This is a genomic window from Mesobacillus maritimus, from assembly GCF_019749255.1.
GTDB lineage: Bacteria > Bacillota > Bacilli > Bacillales > Cytobacillaceae > Mesobacillus_B > Mesobacillus_B maritimus_A.
The window spans coordinates 1-17,930 of sequence record NZ_JACWFH010000023.1 but is presented as its reverse complement, the minus strand read 5'-3'; the positions used below and the strand labels follow the sequence as shown (position 1 = coordinate 17,930).

Here is a 17,930-nt window from a genome sequence, read left to right as displayed (position 1 = left end):
CAATGAGGAAATTGATATTTAGGTCTAGAGCTATGGAAGGGTATGCGGGTTTTTCAAGAGCAGAAACCTCATCATTCATGGAAGGGTAGGGTTTCAAACAGCCCCATCTTTACTCAACTCGCAATTTCACCAAATTAAAAACTAATCATGCTGGATGTGTGATTAGTGCAACCTTATACGAATAATTTCCTATTCAGACGTTTTTAGCTGCTCATACCAATCTTTTGTTTCTTCTGAGGTTTCTCCATTGATAAAAATTTTCTCATCTGCTAATTCGATGTAAACGATAGGGGAGGACTGTTTTCGAACAAAAAGTAGTGATTTCCCATAGCCTTCAACGGTAAATTCTCCTTTTGATAGCGTAGAAAGTCCAAACCCATTATTTTTTCTTGTCACAGGCGGCATTTCATCTAGTAACTTTACAGTTTGGATCGTTGAGCGATCCCACTTATCGCCATACATACCGGTGATTTCAAATGTATCATCCGTAAACTTGATTTCATAATCCTGGGTTCCTAAAGTATACAGACCCACCACAAACCCCATTACAATCACAAAAAGAGAAGAAGATATTAGATAGCTTCGTTTTTGTTTCCGGGCCACTTCATATTTAGACAAATAGACGGTCCCGCCAAGCAGGAAAACGAGCATAAAGCCGAATTGCACTTCCATTGTGTAAGCAAAAGAAGTTAAGTGCAAGGGTAAGAGCACAAGCATTCCAACACCTGTTGCAATCAGAAGTTTTCCGGTGTTTTGTACAGACCCATTTTGAATCAATTCTTCCTGTTCTTCTTTAGGTCGTGTGGAAAACCCAGATATTAAATAATAGGCGTTTCTCGAGAGAACAAGCCAGCCAAGGAAGAGAAAAAGTAGAATGATAATCAGTTGGACAATAATCAAGACAATCATTTAAACTCCCCCAAATTTTCCATTTATTTATATTGTACCATTTTATGAACAATACAGATGGTTGAGACCCTTGTACGAAAGGCTCATTTAGGAGGATGTCGCAGGGACATTCTTTAATAAGTGGGAACAATTCAATTCTATGTAAGCAATAATTTATAGGAAGAATGGCTTCATGGTTTCGCCTATTTAAAAAACAGAGGCTGATTTAGAAGGGGATAAAATGACCTTTCTTGTCAGCCTCTGTTTTTATTAATGTTTCTTAAATGAAAATAACTTTAAAAGTGGATGCTTATGTTTATCGGTAATTTGAAGTTCTTCCATTACGAGTTCATTTTTGCGTGCATCCAGCCACTGATTTAATTCAAATTTATCTTTACACTGGGTCAAGTAAATCTGTCCACTCTTGCCAACAGCATTCACGATAAATCTATGCGTGGATTTACCCATTTTTGTCACCTTTTTCTAATAGGAATATTAAGTAGATACACTAAAAATGAACCCGATTTTAACAGGCCAAACGAACAGTTTGGGTTTGGGGAAAATGAAACGTCCCACAACGAGTTCATATATATTTGGTGTTTATGAAAGCTATTCTAAATGCTCAGCTTACCTTCCGTCAATAGGTTCATAAACATTTAACAATAGATTCATAAATTTAAAAATTGAAAGAAGGAAAAGGGGTAGAGGCAATCGGTTTTATGCACGAAGTTTTGAGGGAGCTAGGACAGTGAGCCCTACGTCTCTTATAGAATTTCTTAACCCTCCACTAAAACACCAGCGAAAATCTTCTTGTTATACTTGGTGATACACTTGAAAAGGAGGGGATTTCGTGACGGACACAAGCGAAATTGCTTATCTTGAAAAAACGTTAAATCAATTAACAAAGGTCTATAAGAAGCTTTCGTCAAATATTACGGATCAAGATCATCAATTTAAGGATTTACAAAAATATATGGTTGAATATAAAAGTGAACTTGATAAATTCGAGGTGTATGATTACCAGCAAACCTTAAGTATGATTGACAAGCGGGGTTTCGCACAAGTGATGGAACGTGAGCAAGTAAGAAAGCTTATCGACTCCCCATACTTTGGGCGATTTGACTTTTTATATCATGGAGACCTTCCTAGTGAGGCAGAGACAATCTATATCGGGCGCTTCGGTTTTGCTGATGAAGAAGGGACACAGTATATCTATGATTGGCGTGCACCTATTTGTAATATGTACTATGAATTCGAAATGGGTGAAGCCTATTATGTAGCGATGGATCGGCAATTTGACGGTGAGCTTATAAAGAAACGTCAGATTAAAATTGAACATTCTAAACTTCAATATGTGCTTGATAGCTCATTAACAATACAAGATGAAGTTCTACAGCAAACATTAAACCAGCATGCAAATGATAAGATGAAAACAATTGTCACGTCGATTCAGCGTGAACAAAATAAGATTGTACGGAATGACTCAGCGTATAATGTCATCATTCAAGGAGTTGCTGGTTCTGGAAAAACAGCTGTTGCCTTGCACCGTATCGCTTATTATTTATATAAATTCCGTGATACGTTACGAGCAGAACGTATTTTTATTTTGTCGCCAAATAAAGTATTCGGGGATTATATTTCTACTGTTTTGCCAGAGCTTGGTGAAGAGCCCATTCGCTCCTTTACATTGGACGAGCTTACGACAAATTTATTGCCAGCTGCTGTCACGTTTCGATCATTTGAGGAAGAAACGAAAGACATTTTATCGAATCCAAATGGAGCGTTGGCTTCACGTGCAAAAATGAAGGGGAATTATTCATTTGTTCAAAAGCTGCAATCCTTTTTATCTAACTTAGACTCAAGCCTGCTTAAAAACGAAAGCATCTCCATAGTTGGTGTGGTGCTACAAGCTGATTATTTACAAGGGCGCTTCCTTCAATATCGAAAAGAGCCGGTTGTGACACGATTAGAGCTTATGGCCGAGGATATTATTCAAGTGCTTAAATCGAAGTGGGATCGGGAAGGGAAACTACCGAGTAAAAATGAAATCATCAAGCGTTTAAAAAAACGTCTCTTGTTTTCTTCACCGTTAGCGATCTATCGTGCTTTTACCGAAACGCTTGGAGAAAACTCATTTGAGTTTTCGAAAAAACGGTTTGAATTTAATGATGTTTATCCTTATCTATTTGTCCAGTTTTACTTTAAAGGAGTTAAGCAGTATGAGCTCGTCCAGCACTTTGTGCTAGATGAAATGCAGGATTATACCCCCATCCAATATGCTGTATTATCTAAAGTGTTTACATGTAAGCGAACCATCATTGGGGATTTTAGTCAGGCTCTCTTGCCCTACGAAACGATCTCAAAAGAGGCATTTGAAGCCTTGTTTCATAACCTAGAATACGTAGAATTAACAACCACCTATCGGTCATCGTATGAAATTGCGATGTATGCAAAAAAATTCATGAGGCATGGAGAAATTCATCCAATTGCAAGGCACGGGAAAGAACCAGAAGAATGGAAGTATTCGACTCTTGAACAAATGCTGAAACACATCCATGAAAAAGCAAGAAATGACTTTCAAACTACAGCCATAATCTGTAAGACAGAGAAAGACTTACAGATCTTGCAGGACCGTTTAACCTTATCTTTTACCGTACTAGACGGCCAAACGGAAAAATTTGCATCAGGTCTCCTGTTAACAACGATTCAGTATGCGAAAGGTCTTGAATTTGATGCTGTTATCGTACCTTTTGTAAACGAAACCAATTATCGCACTGAATTTGATCGTGGACTCCTATATATTGCCTCCACTAGGGCGATGCATGAATTAACGGTATTAGTGGATAAAGAAGCACCTTCACCATTATTGTAAATCTGTTAAAATTGTGATGATGGATTTCACATCATTCATCGCAATTTTTAATTGATTGATTAAATCGTCTGTGACATGAAAAAATTCCTTAGAAAACGCGGGCGTTTGTAAAATTTGCAGAAGATCTGTGTTTTTATTTGATTGTTCTATTTTTTGAAATAGATGGGCAATGCTCGTGATCGAGAAATGGGCGCTACGCAACGTACGGATGACAAGTAACTTTTGGATATCACGTTCTGTGTAGATTCTTCGATTTTGTGCATTTCGTTTAACAGTATATAAATGATTTCGTTCCCAATTTCGTAATGTTTCTTCCGTTAATTGGAGCATTGCAGCAACAGACTTGTGGGAGTACATTTTACCTGTAATTGATTTGTTTTCTAATAAATGTTTCACCGTTTCAATTGCTTTTAAAGCATAGTCATATTCTGATTGCAAATAGTCCAAATAGGATTCTGCTGCTTGTAGGCTATCCTTGAACTGTTCACGGCCGCTAAGTTTCACAATTTGAGTTGCCTTTTTACGAAGATTATTCTGAATAAATTCCTGATTAAAAGCAAGTCTAGCAATTTTCATTTGCATGAGATGAAGATCAGAGTATTCTCTGTACCCATTTGCTCTTCTTGGTACAGGCGAAATAAACCGCCATTCTTCATATAGTCGAACTGTATTTGGATGAACCTGAACTAATTCAGCAATTTCGCTCGTTCTCATAAAAAAGACCACCTACGTTTACGATTGAGTAATTAAGAATAATCATATCAAAATGGTAAAAGCAAGTGATAAAAATAGGTAGGTAACTACTCTAACAAATTTCAAAAACAGATGAACAACGTCCACAAGTCCCGTTCCCAACCTATGGCACAAGCAATGATGAAAGATTCTTGTATGACGAGATTATCTAAACAAACAAGGGCCGGATTCCATGAGGGAACCGGCTTTTTCTATCATGAAACAGTGAAATTTACTAGAGAGGAGGGAGGAACATGCAAGAGCTCATCTCACTAATAAGTGAAGTAGGGTTTCCAATCGTAGTCACCTTATACTTGCTTCATAGAATTGAAGCCAAGCTCGACAATGTCGTCCAATCGATTCAGAACCTCCCATATCAGATGAAGGAGAGCGATTATTCGGAAAGGAAAATCATGTAGGCAGAAACGCTAGAGGTGGTTTCCTAGATGTTAGATCGATTCAAATGTATCAAAAATTGTACTGAAAAAGTAAATGGCTTAGTGAATACTGAGCTATTTACCTTTTAATCTTACTTTTTGCTTTTCCGTCCTGAGTTACGGTACTTCCATAGAACTACCAGTTTGTTTCAGTAGGCGTATTTGATGTATTCTTAGATAAGTCATTTTTTATTATTTTACATAAATTATCCATGAAATTGTTTTCGCATACTCCCCATGATATCTCAGCATATCCATACCAAATATTCCTGCTTGTTTGCTTTCCGTCAGTTGAAGTGAATGTTTCATCAAACAAAATCTTCATTGTATTCTCCCCGTTAAATTTAAATTCCTTATCATGATTATATCCGCATTATAGATTCATAAAATAGCCTACTGTTCGTCTGGAAAGACAAAGTCCAATCAATAAACAAAAAAGAGAAGGGGGTTGTGATAAACTAAACTGTCTACTTATACTTCTCTGGGAGGTTAATATGATTTATTTAGAAACGTCTAGATTGCGATTACGGGACTGGGAAGAATCCGATCTAGAACCATTCAGTCTGCTAAATGCGGATGAAGAGGTGATGAAGTATTTTCCTAAAACTTTATCAAAAGAAGAAACACTTGTGTTCTATCAATCCATTCAATCGGAGTTTAAAGAATGTGGGTTTGGGCTTTATGCTGTAGAAGTTAAAGAGAATAAGGAGTTTATAGGGTTTATTGGCTTTCATCGCGCGTTATTTGATGCTGATTTTACACCATGTATCGAAATAGGCTGGCGATTGAAAAAAGAGGCTTGGGGAAAAGGATATGCAACGGAGGGGGCGGCAGCCTGTTTACTGTATGGATGGAACGAATTGGGTTTTCAGGATGTTTACAGTTTTACATCTGAGCTTAATCATCCCTCCAAAAACGTCATGAAAAAAATCGGAATGAATTTTATCAAAACATTCGATCACCCAAAAGTGAATAGAGATATTCCTTTAAAGAAACATGTACTCTTTCATATTGTGGAGTGACATTATGGAGTGACAGGCACCATCCAGAATCTGGATGGTGCCTGTCACCTGTTCTCACTCAAGTTCACTTTTATTAGTCAAAAGGTTGAATTCCATTTGTAGTAGTGAATGTAATAGAGCATCGTGATAAATTGATAATAATTGGTCCATCTTCTGTAATTCCTTTTCATAAGCTTGATTTAAATGAAATAAACAAATTGCTTTCCGTTCAAATAGTGTGGCAGTACTTTTATAACTCATTTTTTGAAGATAGGTCGTTTCAGTTTGTTCCAATAGTTGGAAGCACTCTTCAAACTGTTTGGCTTCAATGTAAAGGACAGAAAGATTCATATGGAAGTAAATTTTTAAGTAGGTTAAATCTTCATTGTAATGGTCATAGTGTTCTAATCGTTTAAGAGCTGTGTTGGTAATTTCTTTTGCGATCTCTAATGGAAATAGAAATAAAATGGCATTTAACACTTCAAAATCAATGATGTACCAGTGGTCTAACCGCTGCATCTGCTCCCAAATGGGTTTAATCACTTCCCGCGCTTTCATAAGATTTTTCTCTAGTTGTAGGATGATAAAAGCTTTGTATATTTTACTTAAAGATTCTATTAAAGGGTCGTTTTCATTATCTAAATAGTTTTCGATTCTTTGTAAATGAGATTGTAATATTGATAAATCCCCAACCTCTAACGATGTGAAAGATTGAATAATCTCTCGTTTTTCATCTAACTTATATTCATTCATAATAAATGTAAATTCATTGAGGTTGATGTTCATTTTCAATAACAATTGAATAAACTGTTCCGCATTCACTTGCAACTGGGATTTTTCGATTTTAGAATACGCACCTTGGGTCATAATTCCTTTTGAAAGCTCATTTTGCGTGATCTGAAGATTTTTGCGAATTTTATTTAACGTTGAACCAATTTTCACATAAGCACTCCTTGAATATTCTATATGGAATAATTTGTCGTATCTTTATTAAATCACCTTATACTAAAAATGTATAGCATAGTAAGTTTAATATTAAGACAACGAGTAGTAGTGCCTATCCTGTATATAAAGGGAATGAAAAAAGAGATTATAAAAATTGACGGAAAGAGGATATCGTTATGGAGCATCCGATTACAATCATTGTGATAGGTGTAATCTTAATCACTACATATTATTTTTCAACAAGAAATCGAAGAAAACTAATAAAGTTGCGACAAGAATGGGATACTGGAACGTTTATTTCTTCACAAGACCATATCAATTCTGTGTCATCGTATTGGAACAACAAAAGGAAACATACAAACTCTAATATCGGCGTTGACGAGCTAACATGGAATGATTTATCTATGCAAGAGGTATTTGAAAGGATCAATTATACCAAAACTAGCTTGGGTTCGGAGTATTTATACAACCAATTGCATGATATTGATCCTGAACTTTTACACGTTTCGAAAAAAGAAGAGCTTTATGCACTGTTTGCGAACAATCATGAGGTAAGAGAAAAAGTGCTTCTTATTTTAGTAGCTCTAGGAAAACGTGATTACACCGATACATCTTCCTATTTTTATAAATTCAATGACCAGAAAATGAAACATACATATCTGTATATCCTTTTTTCTTCATTACCGATAATCTCGTTTATCTTCATGTTTTTTCATTTGGAGTTTGGAATTTTTAGTCTGATAGCTTCATTTATTCTAAACTTAGTAATTTACTACAAAAATAAAAGTGCGTTAGAAAATGATTTATATTCGATTACATATGTGGCAGCCATTATCCATACAGGAAAGAGTCTAGCCTCTATACAACATCCCAGATTTAACGTATTTACTGAGATTTTTAAAGGAGAAGGAAAAGGACTAAGAAAAGCTTCGTTTTGGGGCAAGATTTTATCGATGGGTGATATCAAAGGTGGAGAATTTGATGTTTTGTTTGAGTACGTTAGGATTGTCTTTTTATTAGATTTTATTGCTTATAATCAAATCATTAAGACAATGATTGCTCATCGAAAAGCGTACAAGCAATTATGGGAGTCGATTGGTGAAATCGATGCAGCGATTGCAATAGCGTTTTTTCGGAAATCCCTAACCGAATATACCACCCCGAAGTTTGTAGACAAGGAAGAGTTGTTATTTGAGAACATTGCACATCCTCTCCTCGAAAACCCAGTAACAAATAGTTCGAGACTGGATAAAAATGTTCTAATCACAGGTTCAAACGCATCAGGAAAATCAACATTTATTAAAGCCGTAGCCATTAATGCTATCTTGGCCCAAACGATCAATACTGTTTTGGCAAACAAATGGACAATGAAACCAAGTTATATTGTAACATCTATGGCCATTCAGGATAGTGTATTGGAAGGGGACAGCTATTTTATTGCAGAAATTAAATCCCTAAAAAGAATCGTTAAGCTTAGTGAAGAGAACAAACCCATGATCTCATTTATTGATGAGATTTTAAAAGGAACGAATACGATCGAAAGAATTTCAGCATCCGCTGCCATTATGGAGTGGCTTTCATTCAATCAAGGTATGACGATCATTGCTTCCCATGATATGGAGCTTACAGAAATTGCAGGTGAGTTGTATAGCAATTATCATTTCCGAGAATCAATTGAAAGTGGGAAGGTGTTATTTGATTACAAGATCCATGACGGACCTTCCATGACAAGGAATGCGATTAAACTATTGGATGTACTTTCTTATCCTGAAAGTGTCATTATCCAGGCGAATCAATTGGCTCAACATTTCACTGAAAAGCGAGAATGGAAAAGATTTGATTGAGTGACAGGCACAAAAGAAGGAGTGACAGGCACCATCCAGAATCTGGATGGTGCCTGTCACTCTCTTTTTACCAATTTTTGATAACCAACTATCATTTTTAAAATTTAATTTGACAACTAGTTTTCATCGTGATACATTTTGAATATGAAAGCGGTTATATTTTTGACCAGCTTGAAAGATACATAGAGCTCATTGAGTTTAAATTGATCACTTATCGAGAAGGTAGGAGAGGGAGAATGAAGGTTTTAGATAAAATGTACAAGAAGCTTATTGTTTCTTGTCAAGCATTGGAGGATGAGCCTCTTCATGATTCTTATATCATGAGCAAAATGGCGTTAGCAGCAAAGCTTGGTGGTGCATCTGGAATCCGGGCAAATACTGTGAAGGATATTCAAGCGATTAAGCAAGAAGTGGATCTTCCGTTAATTGGGATTATCAAGAAAGACTATCCTGACAGTGCGGTTTATATCACACCCACACTAGAAGAAGTGGACGAGCTTTACCAAGAAGGTGTAGATATTATTGCTTTTGATGCCACCATTCAGGCAAGACCAGGTGGGCAAAGTTTTCAAGACTTCTTTTTTGAAGTAAAAGCAAAGTATCCAAATCAATTATTCATGGCGGATACATCAACGCTTGAAGAAGCAATCGCTGCTGAAAAGGCGGGAGTTGACATTGTGGCAACAACAATGGCAGGGTATACGCCTTATTCCGAAGGGACGGTTCCATTGGAAGTATTAAAAGAGGTAGTGGAAAATGTGAAGGTTCCCGTTATTGCAGAAGGAAATATTGATACACCAGAAAAAGCAAAAAAAGCTCTTGAGATTGGGGCACATGCGGTTGTTGTTGGAAGTGCCATTACCCGTCCAAAACTGATTACTGAAAAGTTCGCTAAGGCGGTACATGCTCTTTCAGTTGAAGAAAGTTATACAAAATAAGTTTTATCCAAATTTAATAGAATCATAAACCAGGCAAAAAAAGTGATAAACAACTAATAGAATTAGAGGGTGAAGAGATGAAAGGGATTTTTACAGCGTTAATGTGTTCATTTGATGAAAAAGGGCAAGTCAATGAAAAAGGATTAAGAGAGATTGTTCGCCATAATCTTGATGTTTCCAAAGTGGATGGTTTATATGTAAACGGAAGCAGTGGAGAAAACTTCTTAATTTCAACAGAGCAGAAAAAGCAGATTTTTGAAATTGTAAAAGATGAAGTAGGCGATCAAGTAAAACTGATTGCGCAAGTTGGATCTCTGAATATTGATGAGGCCGTTGAACTAGCTCAATTTGTAACTGACTTAAAATATGATGCGATTTCTGCGGTGACTCCTTTTTACTACAAGTTTGATTTCGCAGAAATTAAGGATTATTACAATACCATTTTAGAAAATGTAGATAACCAAATGATTATTTACTCGATTCCTGCATTGACTGGAGTAAGCATGGACCTTCAACAATTTGGTGAGTTGTTTGAAAACGAAAAAATTATTGGCGTAAAGTTTACAGCACCAGATTTCTTCTTATTAGAAAGAATCCGCCATGCTTTCCCTGATAAGCTTATCTATTCTGGTTTTGATGAAATGCTTCTATCGGCAAGTGTGTTAAACATAGATGGTGCCATCGGTAGTACATTCAATGTAAATGGCCAAAGGGCGAAACAAATCTTTGAATTCGCACAAGATGGACGAATTGAAGAGGCAAGAGAAATTCAGAAGGTAACAAACGACTTGATTGCGGAAATTTTAGAAAATGGTCTTTACCAGACCATTAAAGAAATGTTGAAGACGCAAGGTGTAGATGCAGGATTTTGCAGGAAACCAATGAAAACGCTTCAGGAAGATAAAGTTCTAAAAGCAAAGCTGATCGCGGAAAAATATCTAAAAGTGTAGATAAGGAGGGTATTCAGAATGGATGGTAAATTTGCAGTAATTGATTATATTATCTTGTTTGCCTATTTATTATTTATCTTATATATCGGAATTGCAGTCGCTAAAAAAGAAATGAAAGGAAAAGAGTTCTTTAAAGGGGATGGTTCCATCCCCTGGTGGGTTACATCTGTTAGCTTGTTCGCGACATTATTAAGTCCCATTTCATTTTTATCCCTCGCCGGTAACTCCTATTTAGGTTCATGGGAAATTTGGTTTGCACAATTAGGACTTTTCATTGCAGTGCCAGTGGCGATTTATTTCTTCCTTCCTGTATACAGAAAATTAAATCTCGATACAGCGTATGAGTATTTAGAGCGCCGTTTTGATAAAAAAATGCGGATTTTAGGAAGCGTTCTCTTTATCATTTATCAAATTGGTCGGATGTCCATCATCATGTACTTACCTGCGATTGCATTAGCTGCAGTAACAGGAATCAATACCATCGTGATCATCCTCTTTATGGGTGTCATTGCAACGATTTACTCATCGTTTGGCGGAATCAAATCCGTTCTTTGGACCGATTTTATCCAAGGTGTTGTTTTAATCGGTGGCGGTATTTTCGCTTTGATTGTGCTTCTATTTGCCATTGATGGTGGATTTGGTGAAGTGGTCAGTAAAGGGGTAGCGGATCAAAAGTTCTTTAGTGATGTTGTCTTGTTTGACCCGAATTTTGTCAACAATAGCGTGCTTCTTCTCATCGTCGGTGCTGGATTATCAACAGCGTTTTCTTATATTTCAAGTCAAGATATGGTTCAACGGTATTTGACTACGGATGATTTAAAAGAGATGAATAAAATGACTACACTAAATGGTGTGCTTTCTCTTGGGACAGCGACTTTATTCTTCTTTATTGGAACCGCTTTATATGTCTTTTATACTCAACAAGCAGCTTCATTACCAGAAGGAAAAGCGGACTTAATCTTTGCAAACTTTATTGTAAGTGAGCTTCCTGCAGGGGTTTCAGGTTTATTGATTGCGGGCTTATTCGCTGCTGGTCAATCCACTCTTTCAACTGGTCTCAACAGTGTAGCAACAAGCTGGACATTGGATATTCAGAAAGTCATTAAACCGAATATGAGTGATGAAAAGAGTACGAAAATTGCTCGGAATGTTTCAACGATTGTTGGGATTTTCTCCATTGTGTTTGCCATCGTCCTTGCTTATTCAGATGTAAGTTCTGCTTATTCTTGGTTTAACGGACTTATGGGGTTAGTGTTAGGGATTGTTGGAGGAACCTTTACACTTGGAGTATTGACAAAGAAAGCGAATTCAAAGGGTGCGTTGTATGGTTTTATTGCAACAGCAATCGTGGCGATTTATGTCTCTTACTTTACTGACATTTCTTTATGGGCATACTCGATCATTAATTTAGTGGCATCGATTGTATTTGGTTATGGATTTAGTATCCTTTTTGGTGGGAAAAGCAAAGCTGAAAATGGAGATCTGACGTATTATGACCATAAAAAGGCCATGTAAACAGGAAAAGAAACCAAACTAGGTGGAATTATGACGAAAATCAGCAAGAAAATCAAGATTGATGTTTTAGTTGTGGGAAGTGGCTTAGCTGGGATAAAAGCAAGTAAAGAACTGGCAGATCAGCAGCATCAAGTTCTTATGGTGACAAAGATGAAGGTAGCTTCTGGTTCAAGCTTTTATCCTTTAAAGGCTTCCCTTGGGACGCAAGTAACGAAGGATGAAGACGATCAACAGACGTTTCTGCAAGATATTGAGAGTTTAAGTCACGGGATGCATCGACAAGACTTGGCTGAGGTCTATGTCAAAGACATTCCAGAAAGAGTGAAGGAATATCAAGACATCGGTGTAAACGCTAAGAAGTTGGCGGAGGAACGAAAGGCTTGCTTTGCCAATCATGCTCGGGACATTTATTTACTAAGTGACTGGGATCAGATACGTGACAATGTTAGAGGAATATTTGCACAATACGATCACCTAACCATTATGGAAAAAACCGTTGTCATCACATTGATAAAAAAAGACCAGCGGATTGTGGGAGCTATCCTTTTAGATGAAGCAAATGAGTTGGTGTTGGTCGAATGCAAAGCGGTCATTTTGGCGACAGGTGGGTTTGGAAGTATATATAAGCATAATCTCAACCCAAATGATGTGGATGGCTCAGGACATATTCTCGCTCTTGAAGCTGGCGCAAGCCTAGTGAATATGGAATATATTCAATTTATTCCGGGTATCACGACTCCCAAATATAAAACGTTATTTGGTGAACACACGCTGATGTATTGTGACGATATCATCAACGAGAATGGGGAAAGCTTGTTGGATCCTTATCTTCCTGAAGGGGTGTCGAAAGATGAGTGTTTGGAAATGAGAAGCACTCATGGACCGTTTACTCATTCGCTTGAATCCAAATACTTCGATATTGCCATGATGAAAGAAATCATTCAATCGAATAACGAAAAAGGCTTTCAGCTTCAGTATGATCCAAAACTCTATGAGAATGAAGAAGAGTTCTATACCGTTTACTTAAATTGGTTAAAAGAAAAAAACATTCATTTCATTGAGGATGAGGTGCGAATCGCACCGTTTGCCCATGCTAGCAATGGCGGCGTGGATATTGACACCTATGGTCGTACGGGAGTTGCTGGGTTGTACGTGATTGGAGAACTTTCATGCAATATTGAAGGAGCCAATCGGCTTGGGGGGAATTCCACTGGAGCTTGTATGGTGTTCGGAAAGCGAGCCGCTGCCGATTGTGGTGAGTATTTAAGAACAACAGATGTTTGTAGGGTTAGTGAAGATGAGGGAAATGCTCATCTAGAGAAGCTGTTTGATGAAAGAGGGAAAATCGAAGAGCGAGGGAATCGATTTTCCCAACATGAGTTTAAAGGGATGGAAGAACAAGCGCATGGAATGATTGATCGAATCAAAGAGATCATGTGGTATCATGGAAATGTCGTTCGTTCAGAAAAACATTTAACTCTAGCATTTGAAGAAATAAAGAGAATGGAATCACAGTTTAATCTGGGGTTGTTCTTTGAACAGCAAGCTACTCGGAAACTCGCGGTGAAAGCGAGGAATTTTATTCGGCTTTCACAAATCTTGCTACAGGTGATGCTTGAGAGAAAAGAAAGCAGAGGCGCTCACTACCGCGAAGATTATCCGCAGGAGAACCCAGAATACAACAAACGTTTATTTGTTTCGGAAGGCAATGATCGTTCGATTCAACTGATGTTTCGTAATCAATAAATCTCTTTTCTCATGGCTTTAAGAGTTTAACAACAAACTCTACTAACAGACTTTCAAAATTGTTTTACCCATAAAAAAGGAGAGAGAAAGACCTGAATAGGGGTTTTTCTCTTTTTATCATAAAAGGAGAACTGATGATGCAGCTTGGCGTTATTGACATTGGTGGGACTTCCATTAAATACGGTGTAGTGGATGGTCATGGAACGATAATCCGTCATACCTCGATTCCAACAGAGGCATCCAAAGGTGGAAGGGCCGTCGTAGAGAAAGTTTATAGAATCTGTGACCAACTCATGGAAGAACAGGATTTACCGGGGATTGCCATCAGCTCTGCAGGACAAATTGATTCCGTAAAAGGTGTGGTCGTGTTTGCGACAGACAATATTCCAGGTTATTCAGGCACACCGCTAGCTGAGCTTGTTGCCAACCACACAGGATTGCCGGTGACCGTTGAGAACGATGTGAATTGCACGGCACTTGGTGAGTATTGGCAGGGGGCAGCGAAAGGGTTCAATCATTTTCTTTGTGTAACCATTGGAACGGGAATAGGTGGGGCCTTGGTCTTGGATGGCAAGCTTTATACAGGGGCGAATTTCTCTGCAGGGGAAATCGGACATATCAATCTATACCCAAATGGGAAGCCATGTACGTGCGGAAACTGTGGTTGTTATGAAAAATATGCCTCTAGTTCAGCACTTTCAGAGCTTGTTCAACATGAATTTGGCGCTGAGATGCCGTTAATACACTTTTTTGAATTGGCGAAAGCTGGAGAGGCGAAAGCAGTTACGCTATTTAAACACTGGGTGGAAGATGTTACGACAGGATTACAATCCCTGGTTCATATCTTTAATCCAGAGCTAATCGTCATTGGCGGCGGAATTTCCGCACAAGGAGATTTTTTACGAGACGCCATCCAGTCATCGCTTGATAAAAAAATCATGCCAAACCACCGAAAGTCCTTACAAATCAAACTTGCTCAGCATGACAACAAAGCAAATCTATTAGGGGCGGCTAGGCATTTTTTATCAAGATATGAAGGGGAGGACAAAGCATTTACTGATGATACACGAAGATGAAGCGATCAATAAAGAAGATGGAACACGTAGATAGAGCGAGAGGTGTAAAAAGTGGAAAATAGACAAATCAGTGGCCCAAAGCCTTCTATTGTAATAGAGCAAAATAAGCATAATTTTACGAAGTCGGAAAACAAAATTTATGAATATATCCAGGAAAACTCAGAGCAGGTTTTGTATCATTCCTTAACGGAATTATCAGAAGCAAGTGAAGTGGCTGAAGCAACCGTGTTACGTTTCTTTCGGAAATTAGGATACAAGGGGTTTCAAGATTTTAAATTTTTATTGGCACAGGAAGTAAGTGCTGAATCGAATCAACATCATGATGAGACGTATATCGAAAAGATTCGAACAAATGTGGTTCATGCAATTGAGGATACGTATGATATTTTAGATGCAAAATCGCTCGAGGGAAGTATTGAAGCGATTGGCAGGTCGCAAGATGTTGTTATTTTTGGAATTGGTTCATCGGGAATTGCCGGCTTGGATATGCAAAATAGGTTAATGCGGATTGGCAAACATGTGAGTGTATTTACCGATCCCCATTTTCAAGTGATGCGGGCTTCTTCGTTGAATGAAAAATCAGTGGTTGTGGCCATTAGTTTAACAGGAAGCACGAAGGACATTGTCGATACAGTACAAATTGCCAAGGAAAAGAAAGCGACTGTCATTGCGTTAACCAACTATGTCAAATCCCCTTTAACGAAATATGCTGATTATATCTTACTCACATCTGCAAAGGAAAATCCGCTGGATAGTGGGTCATTGGTTTCGAAAATTACGCAACTATACTTAATTGATTTAATTTGTACCGGATTAACGATGAAAAACTATCAAGAAGCGGAAAAAGTAAAAATGGAGATTACTGAGAATATTGCGAGCAAGCTCTATTAACCTTATCTCCATTTGGGGTGAAAGGATGGATTAGAATTGAATCCAATTTTAATAACAAACGCAACCATCTATGCTGAGGGGGAAATCGTTAAAAAGGGGTCCTTACTGATTAAAGAAGGGCAAATTGCCGGGATTTTTACAAAAGAGCTAGAGGAATTGCCTGAACAACTAATCGTAATTGATGGGACAAACTTCAACCTTATTCCTGGATTTATTGATGGACACATCCATGGTGCCAATGGGGCAGATGTGATGGATGCCACAGCGGAGTCGCTTGATGTGATGGCTTCTTTCTTACCAAAGGAGGGGACCACAAGCTTCCTCGCCACGACGATCACTCAATCTCCGGAAAACATCGAGAAGGCTTTAGTAACTATCGCAGACTATGAAAATAAACCAGGACATGCGGAAGTCATTGGGGTCCATCTTGAAGGCCCGTTTGTTGAAAAAAATCGAGCGGGCGCTCAACCGGAAGCTTTTATCCTCGAGCCAGACCTCGACTTGTTTCAAAAATGGCAAGAGCTTTCCGGAAAGCAGATTAAGACTATTACGATGGCTCCCGAACATGATTCTAATGGTGCCTTTATAAAGGAATTAGTGGCATCTGGCGTGAATGTATCAGCGGGGCATACCAATACCGATTTTCGTGGGATGAAAAAGGCTGTTACTCAAGGAGTTCGCCAAGTCACTCATTTGTGCAATGCAATGAGTGGCATCCATCATCGGGATATCGGTGTGGTAGGAGCGGCGTTGCAATTGAAGGAGTTAAGAGGCGAACTGATTTCGGATGGAATTCATGTTTCTCCAGAAATGATGCAGTTGATTTTTAGTCATATGCGGAGCGAACGTCTTATTCTAATTACAGATTCCATGCGGGCTAAGGGGCTAGCGCCTGGTGACTATGAACTTGGCGGACAACCTGTTACGGTGACAGAGGATCGTGCGGTGTTAGCGGATGGTACCTTGGCAGGGAGTATCCTGAAAATGAATGAGGGTGCTCAACAGATGCTGAAACTCGAGGGTGTAACGATTTCTCATATCATTGAAATGGCTTCAATCAATCCGGCGAAACAAATCGGAGTGTTTGACATAAAAGGAAGCCTTTCGGTTGGAAAAGATGCTGATCTGTTATTGGTAGATGATGAAATGAATATTATATACACCATTTGTCGCGGTGTGATTGCCTACAAAGGGGGATGAAATTGGAAATTTTAAAAGTAAAAGATTATGAGGAAATGAGCAAAAAAGCTTGTTCCATTATGATTGAAAAAATGAACTCTCTTGAACGACCAGTGCTGGGAATGGCGACGGGATCAACTCCAGAAGGACTCTATCAACAATTAATTCGAGCTTATCAGGAGGAGAAAGTATCCTTTAAGCAGGTTTCGACCTTTAATCTTGATGAGTATGTTGGGATTGAGCGAGAGAATCCAAATAGCTATCACTACTATATGAAGGACAAGTTGTTTGGGCATATCGACCTTCTGCCGGAAAACGCCCATCTGCCCAATGGAAACGCTGCTGATTTGGATCTAGAGTGCTGGGAATATGAAAACAAAATTCGAAATGCAGGTCAAATTGATCTTCAGGTGGTAGGTCTTGGATTGAATGGGCATATCGGGTTTAATGAACCAGGAACGCCGTTTTCTAGCCGAACGCAAGTGATTAATCTAGCAGAATCAACACGAAAGGCCAATGCTCGATTTTTTGCAAGCCTGAACGAAGTGCCAACCCAGGCGATTACAATGGGAATCGACACCATTATGGAAAGCAAACAGATATTATTACTTGTATCAGGAAAGAAGAAGGCAGACCCATTAGCTAGATTGTTAAATGGGGAAGTATCTGAGGATTTTCCAGCATCCATTTTGCACAGACATCCGAGTGTTTTAATCATCGCCGATGAAGAAGCATGTCAATATGTGACTACCCAGCAGGGGTATTTTATTGAGAGTTGAAGGTGGTAATTGAAGGTGACACTTGAAGGTGACAGGCACCTCCTATATTCTGGGAGGTGCCTGTCACGTATAAATGTTCCAAATTTTGGATGGTGCCTGTCACCTACCACTAGCCTTGCATGAATGTATTTGATTTG

Annotated in this window: 16 protein-coding genes; 12 read left to right on the top strand and 4 right to left on the bottom strand. The window is 38.3% G+C overall.

Going from position 1 to position 17,930, the window contains the following annotated elements:
* Nucleotides 1–189 precede the first annotated feature (189 nt).
* Nucleotides 190–909: a DUF3784 domain-containing protein gene (locus H0185_RS16375; RefSeq protein WP_221874583.1), complete on the bottom strand. Its 720-nt coding sequence runs from the start codon at nt 907–909 to the stop codon at nt 190–192.
* A gap of 249 nt (nt 910–1,158) precedes the next feature.
* Nucleotides 1,159–1,356: a hypothetical protein gene (locus tag H0185_RS16370; protein WP_221874582.1), complete on the bottom strand. Its 198-nt coding sequence runs from the start codon at nt 1,354–1,356 to the stop codon at nt 1,159–1,161.
* A 382-nt stretch (nt 1,357–1,738) separates the two neighbouring features.
* Here H0185_RS16370 and H0185_RS16365 point away from each other — a divergent pair, with 382 nt between their 5' ends.
* Entirely contained in the window at nt 1,739–3,760 is a 2,022-nt protein-coding gene (locus tag H0185_RS16365; RefSeq protein ID WP_221874581.1) for a HelD family protein, read from the top strand.
* On the opposite strand, the gene H0185_RS16360 is transcribed toward H0185_RS16365, so the two are convergent.
* Complete coding sequence (locus H0185_RS16360; RefSeq protein ID WP_221874580.1) at nt 3,752–4,474, bottom strand: MerR family transcriptional regulator; 723 nt, start codon at nt 4,472–4,474, stop codon at nt 3,752–3,754. The two genes, H0185_RS16365 and H0185_RS16360, sit on opposite strands and share 9 nt — an antisense overlap.
* 272 nt (nt 4,475–4,746) lie before the next feature.
* Here H0185_RS16360 and H0185_RS16355 point away from each other — a divergent pair, with 272 nt between their 5' ends.
* Both H0185_RS16355 and H0185_RS16350 read left to right on the top strand, forming a co-directional pair.
* Nucleotides 4,747–4,911, top strand: a complete 165-nt coding sequence (locus tag H0185_RS16355) for a YvrJ family protein (protein ID WP_221874579.1) — start codon at nt 4,747–4,749, stop codon at nt 4,909–4,911.
* Nucleotides 4,912–5,423: 512 nt separating this feature from the next.
* Nucleotides 5,424–5,951, top strand: a complete 528-nt coding sequence (locus H0185_RS16350) for a GNAT family N-acetyltransferase (protein ID WP_221874578.1) — start codon at nt 5,424–5,426, stop codon at nt 5,949–5,951.
* A gap of 54 nt (nt 5,952–6,005) precedes the next feature.
* Here H0185_RS16350 and H0185_RS16345 read toward each other — a convergent pair whose 3' ends face one another.
* The gene (locus H0185_RS16345) at nt 6,006–6,872 is read right to left on the bottom strand and encodes a helix-turn-helix domain-containing protein (RefSeq protein ID WP_221874577.1); all 867 of its coding nucleotides are present in this window, start codon (nt 6,870–6,872) and stop codon (nt 6,006–6,008) included.
* A gap of 179 nt (nt 6,873–7,051) precedes the next feature.
* Here H0185_RS16345 and H0185_RS16340 point away from each other — a divergent pair, with 179 nt between their 5' ends.
* The 9 genes from H0185_RS16340 (at nt 7,052) to nagB (ending at nt 17,793) form a co-directional block, all read left to right on the top strand.
* Nucleotides 7,052–8,719, top strand: coding sequence for a MutS-related protein (locus H0185_RS16340; protein ID WP_221874576.1), 1,668 nt, complete (start codon nt 7,052–7,054; stop codon nt 8,717–8,719).
* Nucleotides 8,720–8,955: 236 nt separating this feature from the next.
* Entirely contained in the window at nt 8,956–9,657 is a 702-nt protein-coding gene (locus tag H0185_RS16335; RefSeq protein WP_221874575.1) for an N-acetylmannosamine-6-phosphate 2-epimerase, read from the top strand.
* A gap of 77 nt (nt 9,658–9,734) precedes the next feature.
* Nucleotides 9,735–10,607, top strand: a complete 873-nt coding sequence (locus H0185_RS16330) for an N-acetylneuraminate lyase (protein ID WP_221874574.1) — start codon at nt 9,735–9,737, stop codon at nt 10,605–10,607.
* A gap of 18 nt (nt 10,608–10,625) precedes the next feature.
* The gene (locus H0185_RS16325) at nt 10,626–12,122 is read left to right on the top strand and encodes a sodium:solute symporter family protein (RefSeq protein ID WP_221874573.1); all 1,497 of its coding nucleotides are present in this window, start codon (nt 10,626–10,628) and stop codon (nt 12,120–12,122) included.
* A gap of 30 nt (nt 12,123–12,152) precedes the next feature.
* Nucleotides 12,153–13,868 carry an FAD-binding protein gene (locus tag H0185_RS16320; RefSeq protein ID WP_221874572.1) on the top strand — a complete coding sequence of 572 codons (1,716 nt, stop codon included), beginning with the start codon at nt 12,153–12,155 and terminating at the stop codon, nt 13,866–13,868.
* A gap of 134 nt (nt 13,869–14,002) precedes the next feature.
* A complete protein-coding gene (locus H0185_RS16315) occupies nt 14,003–14,944 on the top strand; it encodes an ROK family protein (protein ID WP_246629250.1) in 942 nt (313 codons plus the stop codon).
* A 51-nt stretch (nt 14,945–14,995) separates the two neighbouring features.
* Entirely contained in the window at nt 14,996–15,835 is an 840-nt protein-coding gene (locus H0185_RS16310) for a MurR/RpiR family transcriptional regulator (protein WP_221874571.1), read from the top strand.
* A 36-nt stretch (nt 15,836–15,871) separates the two neighbouring features.
* Nucleotides 15,872–17,035 (top strand): N-acetylglucosamine-6-phosphate deacetylase, encoded by a 1,164-nt coding sequence (gene nagA, locus H0185_RS16305; protein WP_221874570.1) that lies wholly within the window; start codon nt 15,872–15,874, stop codon nt 17,033–17,035.
* 2 nt (nt 17,036–17,037) lie between these two features.
* Entirely contained in the window at nt 17,038–17,793 is a 756-nt protein-coding gene (gene nagB / locus H0185_RS16300; protein WP_221874569.1) for a glucosamine-6-phosphate deaminase, read from the top strand.
* Nucleotides 17,794–17,930: the final 137 nt, after the last annotated feature.